Raw genomic sequence first — 17,566 nt, forward strand, 5'->3', positions numbered from 1 at the left:
CACAAGGGGAGAAGGAAATGCCGTGGGAACCTCACGCCAATCGCCAACGTCTGAGATTTACAGAAGCGCACGGGCTGCACTTGCCTTCTCCCTTGTGGGAGAAGGTGGCTGAGCGAAGCGAAGTCGGTTGAGGGGTGTTCCAGCTTGGGATCGCCGTGCTTCGTCCAGCACCCTCATCCGTCATCTGCGATGACACCTTCTCCCACAAGGGGAGAAGGAACAGCATGCCTCAACGCCACGGCTGCAATGTCACATCTCGCACATAGGCGATGATGGTGTCGCAGACACCATTCAAATCTTTCAACACACCGTCATTCCAGAAACGAAGCACCCGAAAGCCCCTCGCCTTCAGTTCGGTATCGCGGATATGATCATGAACCGATTCCGCGTGCTGGCTGCCGTCGAGTTCAATTATCAGTTTGGCGTCAAGGCACACGAAATCGGCAATATACTTGCCAACTAGCACTTGACGGCGAAATTTGATCCCATCAAGCTCTCCGACCCCGCAGTTCCTGCCAGAGTTTGTCTTCCGCCTCGGTCATTTCGCGGCGAAGCGAACGAGCAAAACTCCGTTTATTAGAAAGAACAGGTTGGTGTGGCATTGGCTACGCTATCCCCGGCCATTAGCCCATGTGTGCCACTGGCTTTCGCTGCCGTGGAAAACATTGAGGTCGATGCGCCCGTCTACGCCTTGCGACAGGCCGGAACCGGAATATTGCCAGAACAGCCATTTGCGGCCCGGATAGACCTTTGACGGGTGTTCTGCCACCGCGCGCAGCCAGAACGGATAATCCTGAAATGCGCCTTTGAGGTTATCGGCATAGAAATCCGGTGCGGTGTAGATGATCGGGCGCTGGCCATAATGGCGCTCAATCCGGTCCATGAACACTTGCATCTTTTCCAGAACCTTGGCGCGCGATGGCCGTCGCTTGCAGCTCGATTCATGGTTCCACTCGACATCGATCACCGGCGGCAGCGCGTCCTTGGTCTTTGGCACATTGCGGATGAACCAGTCGGCCTGTGCGCTGGCGGTGCGGCACCAATAGAAGAAATGATAAGCGCCTCGGCGAATGCCGGCTGCATTTGCATCGCGCCAGTTCTTCATGAACATGGGATCGAGGTGATCGCCGCCATCGGTGGATTTGATATAAACGAAATTGGCACCCTGACTGCGCAGTTTCTTCCAATCGATATCGCCTTGCCAGCGCGAGACATCAACGCCGTGAACCGCCAGCTTCTTGGGTGAACGCTTGCCGAAATTGATCGGCTGGGCATCGCCGAAGCGGCGTTCGTGAATAATGCCGTCACCAAACACCTTGGCAGCCTTCGATGGTTTGTCCGGTGCCACCAGCGCGGCGACCTCGACGGAACCGTCGTCATCGGCATCATCAGAAACCGCATCAGCATCGACAAAGTCCGACATCGGCTCAAGCATGGAGCCGGGCTGGCTGGCTGCTGCCGTCTCAATGGGCGCGTCGGGACGGGCAACCGAATTGGTTATCTCCATCGAAGGGCGCGGCATCATATCCTCAAGCCCGGAGCTCGACGTGCAGCCGGTTATTCCAAGGCAAAGGATCAGCGACGTGAAATGGGCTGGCAAACGCATCCGGGACCTGTACTCAAAACAAAACAGCCGAACGGCAAACCCACGCCGCCGGAACACCAATGCCAATTATGAATGACGAATTACCAAGAAAGATTGAATCTAAAATTTACTTTAATGAGTGATCGCTGTTTCAACCGGCGGATTCTTCTTGCAGCCGGGCCATGCGCGTGGCCCGGCTGGCAAATAATGAAGCGGTGGCGTGTCGATTTCAAAGCGTGCGGGCAAGCGCCTCAAGCTGTTCGGCGCATTGCCCCCAACCTTCATGGAAGCCCATTTTCTCATGGGTCTTGCAGCCTTCCACGTCCCAGTGCTTGACGCGCGCGATGTAGCGGGTCTTGCCCGCACCTTCATCCTCGAAGGTCAAAACGCCGGTAAACAGCATCATGCCATCCGGCACCTCGGCAGGCTCCCATGCGCTGGTATAGGCGTTGGTGAAGACGAGTTTCCGGCCCGGCACCACTTCGAGGAAGACACCGGGATTGGGAAATTCATTGCCATCGGGGTCGGCCATGATAACGAGGCTGGAACCGCCGGGCCTCAAATCGAACTCGACGCGCGGCGTCGACCACGGCTTTGGCGCAAACCACTGCGTCACCAGATCTGGTTCGCTCCAGCAGCGATAAACATTGCCACGCGGCGCATCAATTATACGGGCAAGAACAAGCTCGCGGTTCGTTTGTGGCGCAATGTCGATTTTCGTGGCCATGAATGTCTCCTGTCGTCATGTCGGTTAATGCAACAATCGAAGGACGTGCGAAACAGACCGGTGACGACATGGTGCCTGAAAAATCTGCGTGAATTGGCGTCAGTGCCGTTTGGCCTGCACCAGATACGAATCAATCGTCTCTTCGCCTAGCCACTTCGCCGCCTCCAGACGATGCAACCCTTCAACGAGAATGAACCGCTTGCCATCATGGCGCACCTGGATCGGCATTTTCATGCCGTTTTCGAGGATATCCTCGGCCAGATGCCGGACTGTTTCGGGGTGAAGCGTCTTGCGGCGCGCGGTCGGCACGTAAATTTCGTCGATCTTGACCTGTTGAACTCTCAGCATGGCGTCTCCAGCGGCGGCAAGCATCTGTTAGCGTGGATAAAGCGTTTTGCTGCAATCGCCAAGATGCGAAGCGGCGAATGAACGGCGGGAGCCCTGCCTGCTTGATCGCTTGATTGATCGCTTGCCCGATCAGCCCCCACTCGGCACCATTGACGCGTGGCTGGCTGATGCCTCAAATGACAGCCTGTTTCATCAAACCTGAACGCCGTTCAATAATGGCTCGAAAGATTTCATATGCCGCAGGCAGAGAGATAACCCTGAATGGCTGACCGCCGGAAACAGGCCGGTGTCATCTCGATCCGTCCCGGCAAGATGGAGGACGCTGAGGTGATCCATGCGGCCTTGCTTGGCATCGCCGAAGCCGTTGGCGACACGGACAAGGTGGAAAGCACACCCGACGACATCAGGCGATTTGGCTTCGGCGAGACGCCGGCCTTTGCCATTCTCATTGCAGAAATTGATTCAGAATTCGCGGGCATGTGCCTGTATTTCCAGATTTATTCGAGCTGGCTTGGGCGCCCCGGTGTTTATGTCCAGGATTTGTTCGTTGACCAACGCTTTCGTGGCTTGAGAGTCGGCGAGCGGCTCTTGCGCCACGTAGCACGGCTATCAATGGAAGCTGGCGGCGTCTACCTTCGCCTGTCCGTTGATGCGGACAATGTAAAGGCGCAAGCATTCTATGAGCGACTTGGCATCAATTTTTCCCGTGACGACCTGGTACACAAGATCCAAGGCGAATCGTTTCTTCAACTCGCCCGCACTGAACGGTCTTGATAGCGGGTGTCATTATGAAAGCCTTCTACGCTGAAGGACAAAAGCTCCATGACCCGAAGGGATTCTTATCCAGCGGCGCACCACGTCCCAATCCGGAAAAGCTGGAACGAATTGAACGGCTGCTGATCGGTGCAAAGGCGGCAAATTCATCGCAGCTGACGCAGCATGGCGACGCAGCGGTGGACACTTTCCAGCGTTTCGTCAATCTCGCCAACAGTGTTGTAATGCGCCGCGCCGATGCGCACGACGCCCCGCTCGGCAGGAATGCCAAGCTGGTGGACGACTTCCCAGGCATAGTTGTGGCCCGACCACAAAAAGATGTTTTCCATATTCATCTGGCGGGCAATCGTTTCCGGCTCGATACCATCGACGGTGAACGATACGGTGGGCACCCGGTGTTCGAGGCGTGCCGGATCGGTAATGCCATGAATTTTCAGTCCCGCAATATCCGATAATCCGTCAACCAGCCTCTGTGCCAACGGATTTTCATAAGCAATCGATGCTTTGAAGGCGGCGGCAATCTTGCGCCTGCGCGAGCCGCCCTCGCCGGTTGAGGCACCCAATGTTTCAAAATGACCGATGGTGGCTGACAATCCGGCCAGCAGTTCGATCTGGGGCGTACCGGTTTCAAATCGCTCGGGCAATTGGTTGGACGAACACCTGCATTTGTAGGGTATTAGCGGGTCAATCACATCACGTCGTCCCCACAGAATGCCCAGATGCGGGCCAAAGAATTTGTAGGCCGAGCAGGCCAGGAAATCGCAGCCGATTTCCTGCACATCCACCAATCCGTGTGGTGCGAACTGCACAGCATCGACATAGACCAACGCACCGGCGGCCTTGGCCAAGCGGGTCAACGCCTTCACATTGTTGATTGAGCCGGTCAGGTTGCTGGCATAGTTCAGTGCGAGCAGGCGTGTCTTGTCATTGAGTAGTTCGGACAAAGCCGTTTCCTCGATCTGCCATGTCGTCTGGTCAAACGGCAACCAACGAACGACGAGCCCCATATCTTCGGCCAGTTGCAACCATGGCGAAACATTTCCCTCATGATCCATGCGGGTCAGGATGATCTCGTCGTCTTCCTTGAAAGTGCGGCCAAGCGTGCGCGAGATGTGATAGGTGAGCGTCGTCATATTGGGGCCGATGATGATTTCTTCTGGCGTCGACGCGCCAAGGAAATCTGCCATCGCAAGATGGGCTTCATCGACGACCTGTTGCGCGGCCATCGTTGTCTCGAAACAACCACCGAGATTGGCATTGGTTGTCAACAGGCAGCGCGCGACGGCATCGGCGACGGTTTGCGGCACCTGCGTGCCAGCCGGGTTATCAAGGTAGATGCGCCGACGACCGTGATCATTCAGCGCAAGTGCCGGAAACTGGCCGCGTACGGTTTCAATCGGAAATGTCATGTCCCGCCTCTCGTTAGTATCTGTCGAGTATGGGAATGACCCAAAATTCGTAGCTGTGTTCGCCCTGCTGCTCGAAATCACTTACTCGTCATGGTCCATCAATAGCCGCCTCACCTCGGCGGGCAAGAGCCAGCAAATCTGCATAGTCTGTCAGATAGTATGCCAAGAGATAGGTGATGTGCGCAGCATTGTCCGGCAGGAAAAGACGCTTCAGGTGGGCTTGGCACCTGCTTGCGCCTTGCGCTTGGCATCGTCGATCAGCATGTTGGCAATTTGCATACGGATCATGGCACGCTGACGCAGATGCGGCGAAACGCGGTCTGGGTGATTGGAAAATGCGAAATCGCGGCGTAACCGCCCCAGATCGGCAATTGCGTCAGGCTGATCAAGTCCAAGTTCTCTGGCAATTGATTGCGGGTCGATAGGCGGCAATTTCTCTTCAGCCACCGGCACCTCGCCAGCGAGCGCGATTTTGGCCTGATCCAGCAGCGCGGCAAATTCGCCTGACAGGTCCGCTCCGGCTTCGCGATATTGGGCTGCGAGTTCTTCGCCAGTGACCTTTATGCGGCCCGAATGCAGTTCATCGACGACGGCCAGATAATCAAACGGAATTGTGGGCCTGGCGACAGAATCTTCGTCGTCGCCGGTCTCAACAAAGAGATCGTCCAGCAACGAAGCAAAATCGCGCTTGGCCCCCGTGCCGATATCAACCTCCCCGTTCGTGACAAATTCACCTCGCTCGACTCATGAGCATAAAGGCGGGTCGTTAATAATGAATGCCGTTGTTTGGCGGCAATTTAGAAATTCCCCTCCACCGACACCGGCAGCGCGTACAAATGCTGCGCCGCACAATTGTCATGAATCACCTATATATTTAACGCGGGAGGACCAATAAGGAGAACCTGACATGGGGTTCTTGACCAGATTGTGTTCCCATCCTCGCCGGCGCGAACATATACACTACCGCACGGCTATGCTGATCCTTCACTCCATGTGCAATGCCGACCGCTCCGATATCGGCATCAAGCATGCTGATTTTCCGCAGGTTGCGCGCAAAACGGCAACACGGATAGTACCTGGATAGAAACTGTTTCTTCAGGTCGCCGAGAATTATTCAAGCGAAGCAGAGCGCCACGCATGTGCCGCAATCAATGATAAACTTGACGCGACCAGCGGAGAATCCGATGAAATCCCTTCTCGTTCGCGCAGCCTTCATTGTTGCCTCATCAAGCGCATTCAATCATGCCGCTTTCGCAGCCGACGCACCTTATGTCGACGACAGATCCACACCCGAAGCGGTTGTCCGCTCGCTCTACAGCGCCATCAATCGGCACGAATATGCCCGTGCATGGGACTATTTCGGTGAAACAAAACCCTCCGAGAATTTCGATGCGTTCGTCAATGGCTATGACGGGACAAATTCAGTCGAGATCGAAACCGGAAATGTCAGCGAGGAAGGTGCCGCAGGCAGTATCTTTTTCCAGGTTCCTGTCGCTATTCGCGCAATCGCGCCGGATGGCAGCGACGCAGTATTTGCCGGTTGCTATACGTTGCGACAGGTCAATGCGCAGGCTCAGGAGCCGCCATTCAACCCTATCCACATTGAAAAAGGCGCACTCAAGCCTGCAGGCGGGGCTTTGAAAGATGCCGTTCCCGAAAGCTGCGGCGATGGGCCATTGCAACCACAAAAAGACGAACTGCTCGAACAGGCGAAGAAGGTTTTCAGCACGACCTATGATGCAAGTTGCACCATCGTGAGACGCGAAGATGGGGAGGAAATGGAGCCTCGTACCTACACGATCCGCTATAAGGACAGCCAAGCGGACGCGGCTGCACCTGAACGTGAGGTAAGGCTGTTTCGTTTCTCCTGCGCACTGGCAGCCTACAATGAAATTTCGGTCTATTACATATCCGACGATTTCGACGGCGTGCGGCAACTGCAATTTGCCGAGCCTGAACTGGATATCCGTTATGTGAATGGCGACATCGACGGCAAGGTCGAGGAAATCAACACGATCGGCTTTCAAACGAACGACAGGCTCATCAATGCCGATTATGATGAGGCTACGCGCACCATCACGTCGTTCAATAAATGGCGTGGCCTTGGTGACGCATCATCGTCAGCGATATACCTGTTTCGCCAAGGCAAATTTTCGCTCGTGCAGTATGATGTGGATGCATCATATGACGGAAAAATCAATCCACAGACCGTGTTGGATTACAACACCGCACCATGACCGCTCGTGACTTCGAGTGGTTTGTTCACTTTGCCTGGGACAGCATCCAGTTGAGCGTTTCGCGCCAGTCCGTCATGCGGATCGGAGTGCCGTGGGATCCGCTTTCAAAACGCACGAAGCGGGCGGGATAAGCTTTGGATTTTGCCCTGATCGAGCGGAAAAATTCTTCCTGCTTTTCGACAGGAAATACCGGGTCCCTACTGCCCTGCCCGAAGAAAACCGGAATGCGCCGCTTGAAGGCCGGACTGGCAAGGAACTCCTCATCCCACAGCGAACCCAGAAGCAAGAGGCCATCTATGCGCAAGCCGGTATCCTTGCGTTCGGCTAGTTTCCAGCACAGCGCGCCCCCCATCGACCCACAGGCGACGAAGATTTTTGCGCCGGGTGATTGCGCTGCATAATGGTTGATCAACGCGGCAATTTGGGCTGCCCCACGATCACCAAAATCGGAAAAATCCGGCGACAGATATAGCCCGCCGTTCTCAGCCATCAGGTTCTTGATGCGGTTGAAGTTGCCGCCGAAGGTGAAGTCATCGACGCCTTGGCGGCGGGAGCCGCCCTGCCCATGCAGATAAAGCGTGATGATGCTTGCCCCTTGCGTGACGCCGACGGCAAAGTGGCGAACCGCGCCCTCATCCGTCTTCAACACAAGATCGCGCTGCACCTTGCGAACACTTGTCGATGTGTATTGGCTTTTGACGCGGCGCTCCGGCACTTCGTCGCGTCCATTGATGTCACGCATTTCGCGGTAGTCCACCACGCGATAGGTGTCGTTCTGTTCGGCAGAAAGGATCGCCGGATAGGCAAAGAGTTCGTCCTTGAACGGTTTGAGGGTAAGTGCCTGTGCGGAGCCGCATAACAGCAACGCACTGATGAAAACGAGAAGGCTAACTGTGAGTGGAATGCCTCGCGCCATCCCGCTCACAGACGAAGAACGGAAACCGTAACGCCGGTTCGCTTTCTGCAGTGTCGCCCAAAAGATACTGCCGCGCTCAATCAGTTCGTCCCTGAAAGGGAAGGCCATCGGAAAGCCCGCGACGGGTGTCAAAGCAAAATGCATCGGCAAGGCTTGCGTCATTCCGCAGGCACCTGTCAACGCCTACAGATGAATGCTGCCGCGCATTGATTTCATGCAGCACACTTTTGGGCGACATGCATCTTGCTTTCATGCATGTCGTCGTCCCAAAACCGCTGCACACTTTTGGGCGACATGCATCTCGCTTTCATGCATGTCATCGTCCCAAAACCGCTGCACACTTTTGGGCGACATGCATCAGCCCTGTAAAACTCCGCCAGCATTTTCCAGTGCTTCTGGCGTATCGACATCAAGTGCCGCGCCATTGCCTATTTCGATGTCGATTACGTCTGCGCCTTCAGCCTCGACCAGATGGCGCGCACCTGTATCGCCTTCCAGGTGCGCGACAGCGCCGAACAGCGAACGCGGCAATATGACAGGATTGCCGCGCCGGCCATCACAGGTCGCACGCACAATTGCCTTGCCACCGCTGGCGCGGAATGCGTCGATGAGCCTGTCGATATCTGCCGATGAAACACCGGGCATGTCACCCAGCAAAATCATCGCGCCGACCGCTGAATCGGGCACCATCGCGATACCAGTTTTCAACGACGAAGACAGACCCGAAGCAAAGTCCGGATTGTTGGCAAAGACGACTTCGATGCCGGACAGCGTTTCTTCCACACGCTCGCGCTGATGGCCGGTAACGACGATAGTCCCAGCGGCTTTAGATGCCAAAGCCCGTTGCGTGGTGCGCCGGACCAAAGGCTCACCGTTAAACAGCGCCAGCAATTTATTCGGGCCACCCATACGGCTGGAGCGTCCTGCCGCCAAAAGCACGATATAAACCTCAGGGCGCAACGGAACCGGCACCGGTTCACGCGGTTCTGGCCGCGATGGTATCTCCATCAACAGACCCCCCACGCCCATGCCTGCGATATCGTCGCCGGACACGTCTATGCCCGCGAAAATGCGATCCAGAACCCAGTCAAAGCCGTTTGGCTTGGGACTGCGGGCGCATCCGGGTGCGCCAAGCACAGGCTTGCCTTCACGTTCGCCGAGAACAAACAGATTGCCCGGATCAACGGGCATTCCCGAGCGAAACACCTTGCCGCCTGAGGCGCGAATGGCTGCGGGTATCACATCATCGTCCGGGTCGCTCATGGCAGATGCGCCAAACACCAGGACCATATCGTTTGTCGCGGCCAATTCTGTGATAGCTCTAGCCACATGCGACGGGTCATGCGCCGTGCGTTTTTCTTCGGAAACATGGCTTCCCGAGCGGGCAAGCCGCGCTTGCGTTACACGCAATGTCTTGTCCAGAACGCTGTCCTTCAGGCTTGGAAGCACCGTTTGAACAACACCCACGGAGCGAGGTTTGAAAGCATGGACACCAAAGGCTGTTTTGGCCTTGGCCAGCGAAATAATAGTGTCGATAACGGTGCTCGATACAGCAAACGGGATGATCTTGACCGTCGCGACCATCTGGCCGGCGATGACAGGCGCATATTCGGCCAGCGTTGCAATCGTGGCATCTGGATCGACACGGTTGATAGTGTCGATCAGCGCCTTGTCGACAGTGAACAGACCATCTGTTTCGGCAAATATATTGACCCGGCCCGTTGCCGCTGGCTTGGCTTGGGCTCCTTTATAATGCAGCGCCTCAGCGATGCGGGTTGCCGCGTTGTTTTCCTCTATATCGTCATCGGACAGGACTGCGACGATGACCTCACTCATGCCAGCTTCACGCATTGCAGCAAGATCGTCCGCACTCAGAACGCGCGCCTTTCGGAAGCGCTTGCCTCCAACCATACCGGAATGCGCCAAGATTGCGCCTTCGGCAGTTTCCAGCGGAACAGGACCAAATTTCATGCCACCGCCTCTTGCGTCTCAAGGCCACGCGAGCGGAAAGCGCGAACCACTTCTGCCAAGACGGCTATCGCAATTTCAGCCGGGCTGGCAGCGCCAATGTCGATGCCGATGGGAGAATGGATCCGTTCAATCTGTTCAGTGCTTGTGCCCATTGCGAGAAGACGCTCGACACGTTTCGCATGTGTCTTGCGGCTACCCAAGGCACCGACATAGAAGCATTTCGCATCCAGCGCCGCCTTCAAAGGGAAATCATCCACCTTGGGATCATGGGTCAGCGCGGCAAGTGCCGTGTAGCTATCGAGCGGTCGGGTTTTCAGAACGTCTTCAGGCCATTGTGCATGAAGCGTGATGTCAGGAAAACGCTCGGGTGTTGCAAACGCACTGCGCGGATCGATGATCTCGACCGGATAGCCTGCAATCTTTGCCATCGGGGCAAGCGCCTGACTGATATGAACCGCGCCAATCACCACGAGACGCGGATGGGGCAAATGCGCATTGAGGAAGAAGTTACGCCCCTCCACCTCAACCATGCGTGACTTTCCCGTGCGAAAAGCCGCCTCAACCAGCGAGGCCAGTTCTTCATCAAGCGGTTCACCCTGGCGGATCAACCGGTCATTACCGTCACCCAGATCGGTAATGACAACCGCAGCGCGGCGCGCGCGGCGTTCGACATTCAAGGCCCGGAGAATGCGTGTATCCATTCCAGCGTTACTCCATTTTCTCCACATAAACCTTGATACGGCCACCACATGACAGGCCAACCTGCCATGCCGTCTCATCGGCAACCCCGAATTCCAGCATCCTGGCCTTGCCACTCTCCAGCACGTCGAGCGCTTCGGCAACCACCGCGCCTTCAACGCAACCGCCCGAGACCGAGCCCTGGAAATTTCCTTCAGCGTCGATGACCAAATGGCTGCCGACCGGACGCGGTGCCGATCCCCATGTCTCGACAACAGTTGCAAGGACAACATCGCGGCCATCCGTCTTCCAGGCCTCGGCGATGCTCAGCGGATCGCGGGCTTCATCGATATGGGCGTTGGTTTCCATCTATCTTCTCCAAACCATTCAAGCAGCGCGCTTACCGCCCGGTTCCATCCAGTGACGCGGATCGACAGCGGGGCGTGAGCGGCGGTCCAGCGAAGCGCACAGGTCAGCCAGTGCATCGAGATTATGAACCGCGCGGAACTCGTCAACATGGGGCAGCATCGCCTTGACCCGCGCGCGCGCGCCTCGAACCCATCGAAGCGCAGCAGCGGATTGAGCCAGATCAAACGCCGACATGATTTGTGCAAACGATCCATTTCGTTGGACAACCCCGCCACATCGTCACGTTCAAGTCCGTCTGTGATGACAAGAACAATCGCCCCCTGCCCCAATACGCGGCGCGACCATAGCCGGTTGAATTCACCAATCGTATCGCCAATGCGGGTGCCGCCCGACCAGTCTTTTACCGCCGCAGAGCAATCTGCAAGAGCGGCATCCGGGTCGCGATGGCGCATCTGGCGCGTCAAATTCGTGAGGCGGGTGCCAAAAACGAACGCATGGACGCGCCGCCGTTTCTCGGTGAGAGCATGGAGAAAATGCAAAAAGATGCGCGTATATTGGCTCATCGAACCGGAGATGTCGGCCAGCACCACCAAAGGCGGATGCACTTCGCGCCGCGAGCGGAATTTTGGCAAGACCAGTTGCCCGCCGGTTCGTGAAGCGGAACGCATCATGGCACGCGGATCAATGCGTCGGCCTCGCGAATCGGATTTGAAACGCCGCGTTTTCACCAGATCGAAAGGCAAGCGCAGCCGGGAGATGGCAGTTTTTGCATCCGCCATCTCAAGCGCGTTCATCTGCGCGAAGTCCTTTCCTTGCAAAACCTCATTGCCCGATATCGTAAAGCGCGCATCAACCTCGATCTCCGGCATTTCCTGCGTCGTCTGGCTTTTGCGATGTCCCTCAAACAGGGCATCGGCAACACGATTTTCAGCGGCACGCGGCTTTTGCTTGTCACGGTTATCAGGTGCGACGGGAGAAAACATCGCCAGCATCTTCTCGATCAATTCACGCGACTTCCAAAAAGCCTGAACGCCTCATCGAAGGTGGCGTGATCTTCGCGGCGTGAAACCAGAACTGCATGCAAGGTCCAGTAGAAATCGTCTCGAGAGCCGATACCGGCGGCAAGCACGGCCTCGATTGCATCTTTCACCGACGCCGGACCGACGCGCAGGCCCGCCTTGCGCAGCGCCCGGGCGAAATAGACAATATTGTCGGCAATCCGCCCGTCTGGCGTCGCCTGTTTCGGTTCGAAACGAGACACGGTCACGCCCCTACTCCGCAGCCGACAGCTCGGACTTCACCTCGTCGAGGATGCGCCGGCTTTCACCTTGGCCTATGCGGGCAATGTCGTCTTGATACTTCAAAAGAACGCCCAGCGTATCGGACACGGTTTCAGGATCAAGCGCCACCTTGTCGAGTTCAGTGAGCGCACCAGCCCAGTCGATGGTTTCAGCGACACCGGGTGCCTTGAACAGTTCGATCTGGCGTAACCGCTGGACGAATGAGACGACCTCGGCCGACAGGCGGCTGTTGGCTTCGGGTACTTTCCGGCGCACGATTTCAAGCTCGCGTTCGGCGTTTGGATAGTCGACCCAATGATAGAGACAGCGGCGCTTCAATGCGTCGTGAATTTCGCGTGTTCTGTTGGTAGTGATGATGACGATGGGCGGCTCTTTGGCCTTGATGGTGCCGAGTTCGGGCACCGTCACCTGAAAATCGGACAATATCTCCAGCAAAAAAGCCTCGAAAGCCTCATCGGTGCGATCCAATTCATCGATGAGAAAAACCGGGGCAGCGCCTGCTTCTCCAGCCAGGGCTTCCAGAACAGGGCGGCGGATCAGATATTTCTCAGAAAAGACATTGCGCTCCATCGCTCCACGATCGACCTTGCCGGCAGCTTCCTCCATACGAATTTCGATCATCTGGGCGGCGTAATTCCATTCATAAACGGCAGAAGAAACGTCAAGCCCTTCATAACATTGAAGACGGATAAGCTGGCGGCCCAGAGTATGTGCCAGAACCTTGGCAATCTCGGTCTTGCCGACACCAGCTTCGCCTTCCAGAAAAAGCGGGCGCTTCATGCGAAGGCTAAGAAATAGAACCGTCGCTAAAGACCGGTCGGCGACATAGTCAGCGCGGGTAAGAAGGTCGAGTGTCTCGTCTATCGATTGAGGTGCGCTCCGTGGTTTCAGTTCGGTCATTTCATCTCCGTGGCACCCCATTGGCAACTCGTGTCTCGAATCGGGAAACCGCTCCAACTTTCTGTTTTTATGCGACTTCGGACGAACTACTGGTTTCTGCTTTTCCCGAATTTTTTCTACAACACCGTATAGTCGCGCTCATGATAGATCAGTGGCTTCAGACTATCCCCGATGCGCAAACCTGTCACCTTTCCAAACAGAACCCGGTGGGTCGCCAGATCCTTGGTATCGAACAGTTCGCAATCAAATACGGCAAGTGCATCGACAAGCGTCGGTGCACCGGTTGAAATGCTGTCCCATTGGCCAAGCGCAAACCGGTCCTTGACCGACAGGCCAGTCAGGCCCGAAATACCGACAGCCAATGGCTGATGGTGCGCGGCTAGTGTGTTCAGCGCGAAATTGCCGTTGACGCCGAAAGCGTCATTCTTGCTATTCTCGCGATTGAGGCAAACCAAAATGATGGGTGGCGCGTCCGACACCGAACAAGCGGCGGTGACCGTTGCACCGCGCAAGCCGCCCGGACCATTTGTCGTCAAAACATGCACGTGGCCGGCGAATCTGGCCATCGCATCGCGATAGGCCTGAGGCCCGATGTCATTTTTCTTCAGCACTTGCGCCAACCCATAGTCAGAACCTTACCGCTATATATGGCCCAATGCAGCGGGCCACAAGCAAAGTGCATGACAGGGCAATATGAAAATCCCGTGTTGCGAACGGCGCGGCCAGCCTTTAGGTCTTGGCCGCGAAGGTGGCTGGTGTTCCATGTCCACAATAAGGGATTGTTCGCCCGCATGCGATTATCAATATGCATATTGGCTACATTTATCGGCATGTTGCTGGTGGTTGCGGCCAATGCCGAGGAAATGACGATTGGAGTCGCCGCACCGCTCACCGGCACGTCGGCACTATTGGGCAAACAGGTGGAGGCCGGTGCGAGGCTGGCTGCGAATGCTGGCGGGACCAGTCTGGAGATCATTGATGACGCCTGCACGGCAGATGGCGGGGCATCGGTGGCAAACGCTTTCGTTGCGGCTAAGGTCAAAATTGTCGTCGGCTTTTTATGCACCGACGCGATAGAGGCCGCCCTGCCCATCCTTAAAGAGGCTGGCATTCCAGTAGTCACCGTTGGCGTTCGCACCGAAAGCCTGACCGACCGGCGCGCCAAGACAGGTTGGCCGATCTTTAGGCTTGGTCCGCGCGGTGATGCCGAACGCAATGCTGCCGCAGCCATCTTGACCGAGCGCTGGTACAGGTCGCTTTTTGCCATTGTCGACGACGGCACCATCTATGGCCGCGAGATCGCGGAAACATTTCGCGCAGCGGCTGAACAGGCCGCACTCAAGCCTGTTTTCGTGGACACATTCAGGCCCGCAATCGATAACCAGATCGGGCTTGTGGGGCGTCTCAAGCGGGCTGGAGCAACACATGTCTTCGCAGGTGGCGACGGCAATGACATTGCTATCATGAGCCGCGACGCCAAAGAGCTGGGAGCAGATATTGTTTTTGCGGGAGGCGAAGCCCTGCGCGAACCATTAGGCGGCGTACCGCTTGCAGCCGGAACGCTGATGATCGCCTTGCCCGAATGGGCAAATGTTGCCGACAAGAACGCGCTGGAGGCTTTTGCCAGCGCCAATGTCATTGCAGAAGGCTATGCGGTGCCAGCCTATGCCGCTGTCCAGATCGCACAAACCGCGATCCAGACAGCGAAGGCTGGAGAAAACCTCATGGAGACCTTGTCCAACCAGACCTATTCAACAGCAATCGGGTCTATCCATTTCGATGAAAAAGGGGATCTGATGCAAAATCCCTATCGCGCTTTTCGTTATGACGGATCGCATTTTGTGCCTGTAGAGGGTGAATGATGTTCAAGGCCGGGCCGCGCAACCTGATTACCGATGTAGCGGGTTTACGTGTCGGCAATGCTGCGCAATCGCCTATCAAGTCCGGCGTAACCGCTGTGATCTGCGATGAGCCGGTGGTGGCAAGCGTTCAAGTGCTGGGCGGCGCACCCGGTACCCGTGAGACTGATCTTCTGGAGCCGCACAACACGGTCGAAACGATCAATGCCGTTGTCTTGTCAGGTGGCTCGGCTTTTGGTCTCGATGCTGCATCCGGGGTGCAGGCGGCTTTGCGCGAAAATGGCATCGGCTTTGCCGTGCAGGGTCATATCGTGCCAATCGTTCCTGCCGCGATCCTGTTCGATCTCGCCAATGGCGGTGACAAGGATTGGGGCCGCTACCCGCCCTATCGCGAACTTGGTTATGAGGCCGCGGATAATGCCACCCATGACTTCGCCCTCGGCTCCATCGGGGCTGGCGCGGGGGCATTGACGGCCGGCCTGAAGGGCGGATTGGGTTCAGCCTCGACGGTGCTGGAAAATGGCGTGACGGTTGGCGCGCTCGTTGCCGTCAACCCGCTTGGATCGGTGACTGTGGCACATACACGCCATTTCTGGGCAGCACCTTTTGAGATCGGCAATGAGTTTGGCGGGCTTGGTTATCCGAGCCCGATGCCGAACGATGCAAGCGATATTGCGCTGAAATTCAATGAGAAGCAGCAAGGAGCCAACACCACGATTGCCGTGATCGCGACCGACGCGATTTTGACCAAGGCGGCAGCCAAGCGCCTTGCCATTGCTGCGCATGACGGGTTCGTGCGGGCAATCTGGCCAAGTCACACGCCATTTGACGGTGATCTGGTGTTCGCACTGGCAACCGGGAAAAGCGGCATCGCGCTATCGCCAGAGCAATCCATCGATCTTGGTGCGGCTGCCGGGGCGACAATGGCACGTGCCATCAGTCGTGGTGTCTATGCGGCAACTGTGGCGCAAGGCGACCTGTTTGCCGTCTGGTCGTCACGTTGAACACTGTGCGAACAACACAAAATGCCCACGACATATTCGCAAATCCTGCCGGTATCTGTCATGCTGGAATGAGCGACGGGGCTTGAAAATTGGTCATTGTCTTGATCGCCTGAACTGCGATCGACACCACGAACGGAGGTGCCTGTGCGAATTTTTTTGTCGTGTCTCATCGCCATTGGCGTTCAACTGCTTGGCCTGTTACCAGCACAAGCGGGCGATACGGCTGATCTGGAAATTCTCGGCTTCAGCCAGAACGGCGGTATCTTCGCATTCGAGGAATATGGCATTCAGGACGGATCGGGATTTCCTTATTCCAATCGCTATTACATCGACACGACAACCGACACGTTTCTTCAAAGAACGCCGATCAAGGTTCGGGTTGACGATGAGAGCACATCATTGTCGGCAGCGCGTGATCAAGCACGCCAGCAAGGTGAAGCCATCGTTCCACAGGCTGAACTGTCGCAAAATCGCGGCTTTACCGCCGGTTTCAACCCCGTGACGGAACTGTCTGCCGATCCATTTCGCATTGTCGTCAATCCGCGCCCGGTTTTTCCGCCCGTCGATGCTCAATTGGAATTTCGGCTTGACCAAATTCCGATGTCCGGTGCTGCGGGTTGTGAAAACTTCGGCGACATTAACGGGTTTCGCCTGTTGCGGATAAATGCGGCTGCCGGTGGCGAGACACAGCTTCTACATGAGGATACATCCATCCCGCAAAGCCGCGGTTGCCCAAATGGCTACCGTATTGGAGCCGTCCAAACCTTCTCACGCGACACACTCAGCACCTATGCGGTGCTGATTTCCGTTCGCCGCATGGGGTTTGAGGGTCCAGACCATTATTGGATAGCGGTGACGGGAAAACTGTGACGCAAGCCATCCAACCTTCCGCAAACTCTTGCAGTACACGCATGGGCGTCAGCTTGGGTCGAATTTGGCGCCATGTGCGCAATGCTGTGCCCCCGCTGCGCATTCTCGTCGGCGGGACGTTGTTGTGGGCAATGGCTATGGCGTTCAGCGCCCTATTTGATCTGGTGCATAGCGAATGGGCGACGCCTGCCCATATTCGTAGCATCGCAATATTGTTCTTGACAGGCGGGGCGCTGGCATTTCCTGTCGGCCTCTATCTGGCGCGCATTTTCTCGCTTGGCAGAAGGCCGGAAGTAGCCTTTGCCGCGGCATTTGTCTGCCTCGTATCAATGACAATCGCGTTCACCGGTAGCGTGTTTGCCCTGCAATACCGGCTCTATTATTCGGAATGGCACGCGCCTGCCTTCACCAGCTTATGGTTTCACGAGTTCGTCTTTACTTTCGCGGCAGCGCTCTATCAATTTGCGGTGCTTGGTATGCGGCTATATTTTCCGACAGGCTTCATCATGGTTTTCCTCGTGAGTCTGTGGTTTGCGCGTAGGAATACACCACATTTGGCGCGTTGAGCATTTGGTCCGGCTCTGTTAGGACCGGCCATACTTTCCCAACCTTGGATGC

Annotated in this window: 16 protein-coding genes and 4 pseudogenes; 7 read left to right on the forward strand and 13 right to left on the reverse strand. The window is 56.3% G+C overall.

The features are described 5' to 3' along the window. Positions 1-229 precede the first annotated feature (229 nt). The 4 genes and pseudogenes from AC0L7S_RS00995 to AC0L7S_RS01010 form a co-directional block, all read right to left on the reverse strand. Positions 230-602: pseudogene (locus AC0L7S_RS00995) on the reverse strand (endonuclease domain-containing protein). An 8-nt stretch (positions 603-610) separates the two neighbouring features. Then, positions 611-1,291: pseudogene (locus AC0L7S_RS01000) on the reverse strand (glycoside hydrolase family 25 protein); the annotation flags it as partial. A 523-nt stretch (positions 1,292-1,814) separates the two neighbouring features. After that, complete coding sequence (locus AC0L7S_RS01005; RefSeq protein ID WP_473472681.1) at positions 1,815-2,312, reverse strand: SRPBCC family protein; 498 nt, start codon at positions 2,310-2,312, stop codon at positions 1,815-1,817. Positions 2,313-2,411: 99 nt separating this feature from the next. Then, on the reverse strand, positions 2,412-2,660 hold the full coding sequence (locus tag AC0L7S_RS01010; RefSeq protein WP_473472682.1) for a ParB N-terminal domain-containing protein: 249 nt from the start codon (positions 2,658-2,660) through the stop codon (positions 2,412-2,414). 261 nt (positions 2,661-2,921) lie between these two features. Here AC0L7S_RS01010 and AC0L7S_RS01015 point away from each other — a divergent pair, with 261 nt between their 5' ends. Beyond that, the gene (locus AC0L7S_RS01015) at positions 2,922-3,434 is read left to right on the forward strand and encodes a GNAT family N-acetyltransferase (protein ID WP_473472683.1); all 513 of its coding nucleotides are present in this window, start codon (positions 2,922-2,924) and stop codon (positions 3,432-3,434) included. A gap of 14 nt (positions 3,435-3,448) precedes the next feature. Then, positions 3,449-3,577 (forward strand): annotated as a pseudogene (locus AC0L7S_RS01020) (histone deacetylase family protein); the annotation flags it as partial. 3 nt (positions 3,578-3,580) lie between these two features. On the opposite strand, the gene AC0L7S_RS01025 reads toward AC0L7S_RS01020, so the two are convergent. Continuing rightward, complete coding sequence (locus AC0L7S_RS01025) at positions 3,581-4,843, reverse strand: cysteine desulfurase-like protein (protein WP_473472684.1); 1,263 nt, start codon at positions 4,841-4,843, stop codon at positions 3,581-3,583. Between the two features lie 210 nt (positions 4,844-5,053). Then, entirely contained in the window at positions 5,054-5,515 is a 462-nt protein-coding gene (locus tag AC0L7S_RS01030) for a hypothetical protein (RefSeq protein WP_473472685.1), read from the reverse strand. Positions 5,516-6,027: 512 nt separating this feature from the next. On the opposite strand from AC0L7S_RS01030, the gene AC0L7S_RS01035 reads away from it, so the two are divergent. Continuing rightward, entirely contained in the window at positions 6,028-7,080 is a 1,053-nt protein-coding gene (locus AC0L7S_RS01035) for a DUF1176 domain-containing protein (RefSeq protein WP_473472686.1), read from the forward strand. A gap of 25 nt (positions 7,081-7,105) precedes the next feature. Here AC0L7S_RS01035 and AC0L7S_RS01040 read toward each other — a convergent pair whose 3' ends face one another. The 7 genes and pseudogenes from AC0L7S_RS01040 to AC0L7S_RS01070 form a co-directional block, all read right to left on the reverse strand. Beyond that, positions 7,106-7,996, reverse strand: coding sequence for an alpha/beta hydrolase (locus tag AC0L7S_RS01040; RefSeq protein WP_473474123.1), 891 nt, complete (start codon positions 7,994-7,996; stop codon positions 7,106-7,108). A 357-nt stretch (positions 7,997-8,353) separates the two neighbouring features. Next, positions 8,354-9,967, reverse strand: a complete 1,614-nt coding sequence (locus tag AC0L7S_RS01045) for an NTP transferase domain-containing protein (RefSeq protein WP_473472687.1) — start codon at positions 9,965-9,967, stop codon at positions 8,354-8,356. Next, on the reverse strand, positions 9,964-10,668 hold the full coding sequence (locus AC0L7S_RS01050; protein WP_473472688.1) for an XdhC family protein: 705 nt from the start codon (positions 10,666-10,668) through the stop codon (positions 9,964-9,966). Before AC0L7S_RS01050 ends, AC0L7S_RS01045 begins: the two co-directional genes overlap by 4 nt. A 7-nt stretch (positions 10,669-10,675) precedes the next feature. Then, on the reverse strand, positions 10,676-11,014 hold the full coding sequence (locus AC0L7S_RS01055; RefSeq protein WP_473472689.1) for an XdhC family protein: 339 nt from the start codon (positions 11,012-11,014) through the stop codon (positions 10,676-10,678). A gap of 18 nt (positions 11,015-11,032) precedes the next feature. Beyond that, a pseudogene (locus AC0L7S_RS01060) lies at positions 11,033-12,275 on the reverse strand (vWA domain-containing protein). A 10-nt stretch (positions 12,276-12,285) separates the two neighbouring features. Beyond that, positions 12,286-13,215, reverse strand: coding sequence for an AAA family ATPase (locus AC0L7S_RS01065; protein WP_473472690.1), 930 nt, complete (start codon positions 13,213-13,215; stop codon positions 12,286-12,288). Positions 13,216-13,331: 116 nt separating this feature from the next. After that, a complete protein-coding gene (locus tag AC0L7S_RS01070; protein ID WP_473472691.1) occupies positions 13,332-13,826 on the reverse strand; it encodes a flavin reductase in 495 nt (164 codons plus the stop codon). A 180-nt stretch (positions 13,827-14,006) separates the two neighbouring features. On the opposite strand from AC0L7S_RS01070, the gene AC0L7S_RS01075 reads away from it, so the two are divergent. From AC0L7S_RS01075 to AC0L7S_RS01090, 4 genes are all read left to right on the forward strand, one after another. Beyond that, positions 14,007-15,077, forward strand: coding sequence for a branched-chain amino acid ABC transporter substrate-binding protein (locus AC0L7S_RS01075; RefSeq protein WP_473472692.1), 1,071 nt, complete (start codon positions 14,007-14,009; stop codon positions 15,075-15,077). Next, on the forward strand, positions 15,077-16,078 hold the full coding sequence (locus tag AC0L7S_RS01080; RefSeq protein ID WP_473474124.1) for a P1 family peptidase: 1,002 nt from the start codon (positions 15,077-15,079) through the stop codon (positions 16,076-16,078). Before AC0L7S_RS01075 ends, AC0L7S_RS01080 begins: the two co-directional genes overlap by 1 nt. Positions 16,079-16,222: 144 nt before the next feature. Then, the gene (locus AC0L7S_RS01085; protein WP_473472693.1) at positions 16,223-16,948 is read left to right on the forward strand and encodes a DUF2259 domain-containing protein; all 726 of its coding nucleotides are present in this window, start codon (positions 16,223-16,225) and stop codon (positions 16,946-16,948) included. 53 nt (positions 16,949-17,001) lie between these two features. Further along, the gene (locus tag AC0L7S_RS01090; protein ID WP_473472694.1) at positions 17,002-17,514 is read left to right on the forward strand and encodes a hypothetical protein; all 513 of its coding nucleotides are present in this window, start codon (positions 17,002-17,004) and stop codon (positions 17,512-17,514) included. Positions 17,515-17,566 lie beyond the last annotated feature (52 nt).

It is taken from the genome of Mesorhizobium sp. G2-6-1, assembly GCF_055809095.1.

Coding starts and splice junctions, on each gene's coding strand:
- AC0L7S_RS01075 (WP_473472692.1), top strand. CDS start 14,007: ATGCGATTATCAATATGCATATTGGCTACATTTATCGGCATGTTGCTG.
- AC0L7S_RS01050 (WP_473472688.1), bottom strand. CDS start 10,668: ATGGATACACGCATTCTCCGGGCCTTGAATGTCGAACGCCGCGCGCGC.
- AC0L7S_RS01035 (WP_473472686.1), top strand. CDS start 6,028: ATGAAATCCCTTCTCGTTCGCGCAGCCTTCATTGTTGCCTCATCAAGC.
- AC0L7S_RS01045 (WP_473472687.1), bottom strand. CDS start 9,967: ATGAAATTTGGTCCTGTTCCGCTGGAAACTGCCGAAGGCGCAATCTTG.
- AC0L7S_RS01065 (WP_473472690.1), bottom strand. CDS start 13,215: ATGACCGAACTGAAACCACGGAGCGCACCTCAATCGATAGACGAGACA.
- AC0L7S_RS01055 (WP_473472689.1), bottom strand. CDS start 11,014: ATGGAAACCAACGCCCATATCGATGAAGCCCGCGATCCGCTGAGCATC.
- AC0L7S_RS01080 (WP_473474124.1), top strand. CDS start 15,077: ATGTTCAAGGCCGGGCCGCGCAACCTGATTACCGATGTAGCGGGTTTA.
- AC0L7S_RS01010 (WP_473472682.1), bottom strand. CDS start 2,660: ATGCTGAGAGTTCAACAGGTCAAGATCGACGAAATTTACGTGCCGACC.
- AC0L7S_RS01015 (WP_473472683.1), top strand. CDS start 2,922: ATGGCTGACCGCCGGAAACAGGCCGGTGTCATCTCGATCCGTCCCGGC.
- AC0L7S_RS01040 (WP_473474123.1), bottom strand. CDS start 7,996: ATGGCGCGAGGCATTCCACTCACAGTTAGCCTTCTCGTTTTCATCAGT.
- AC0L7S_RS01025 (WP_473472684.1), bottom strand. CDS start 4,843: ATGACATTTCCGATTGAAACCGTACGCGGCCAGTTTCCGGCACTTGCG.
- AC0L7S_RS01005 (WP_473472681.1), bottom strand. CDS start 2,312: ATGGCCACGAAAATCGACATTGCGCCACAAACGAACCGCGAGCTTGTT.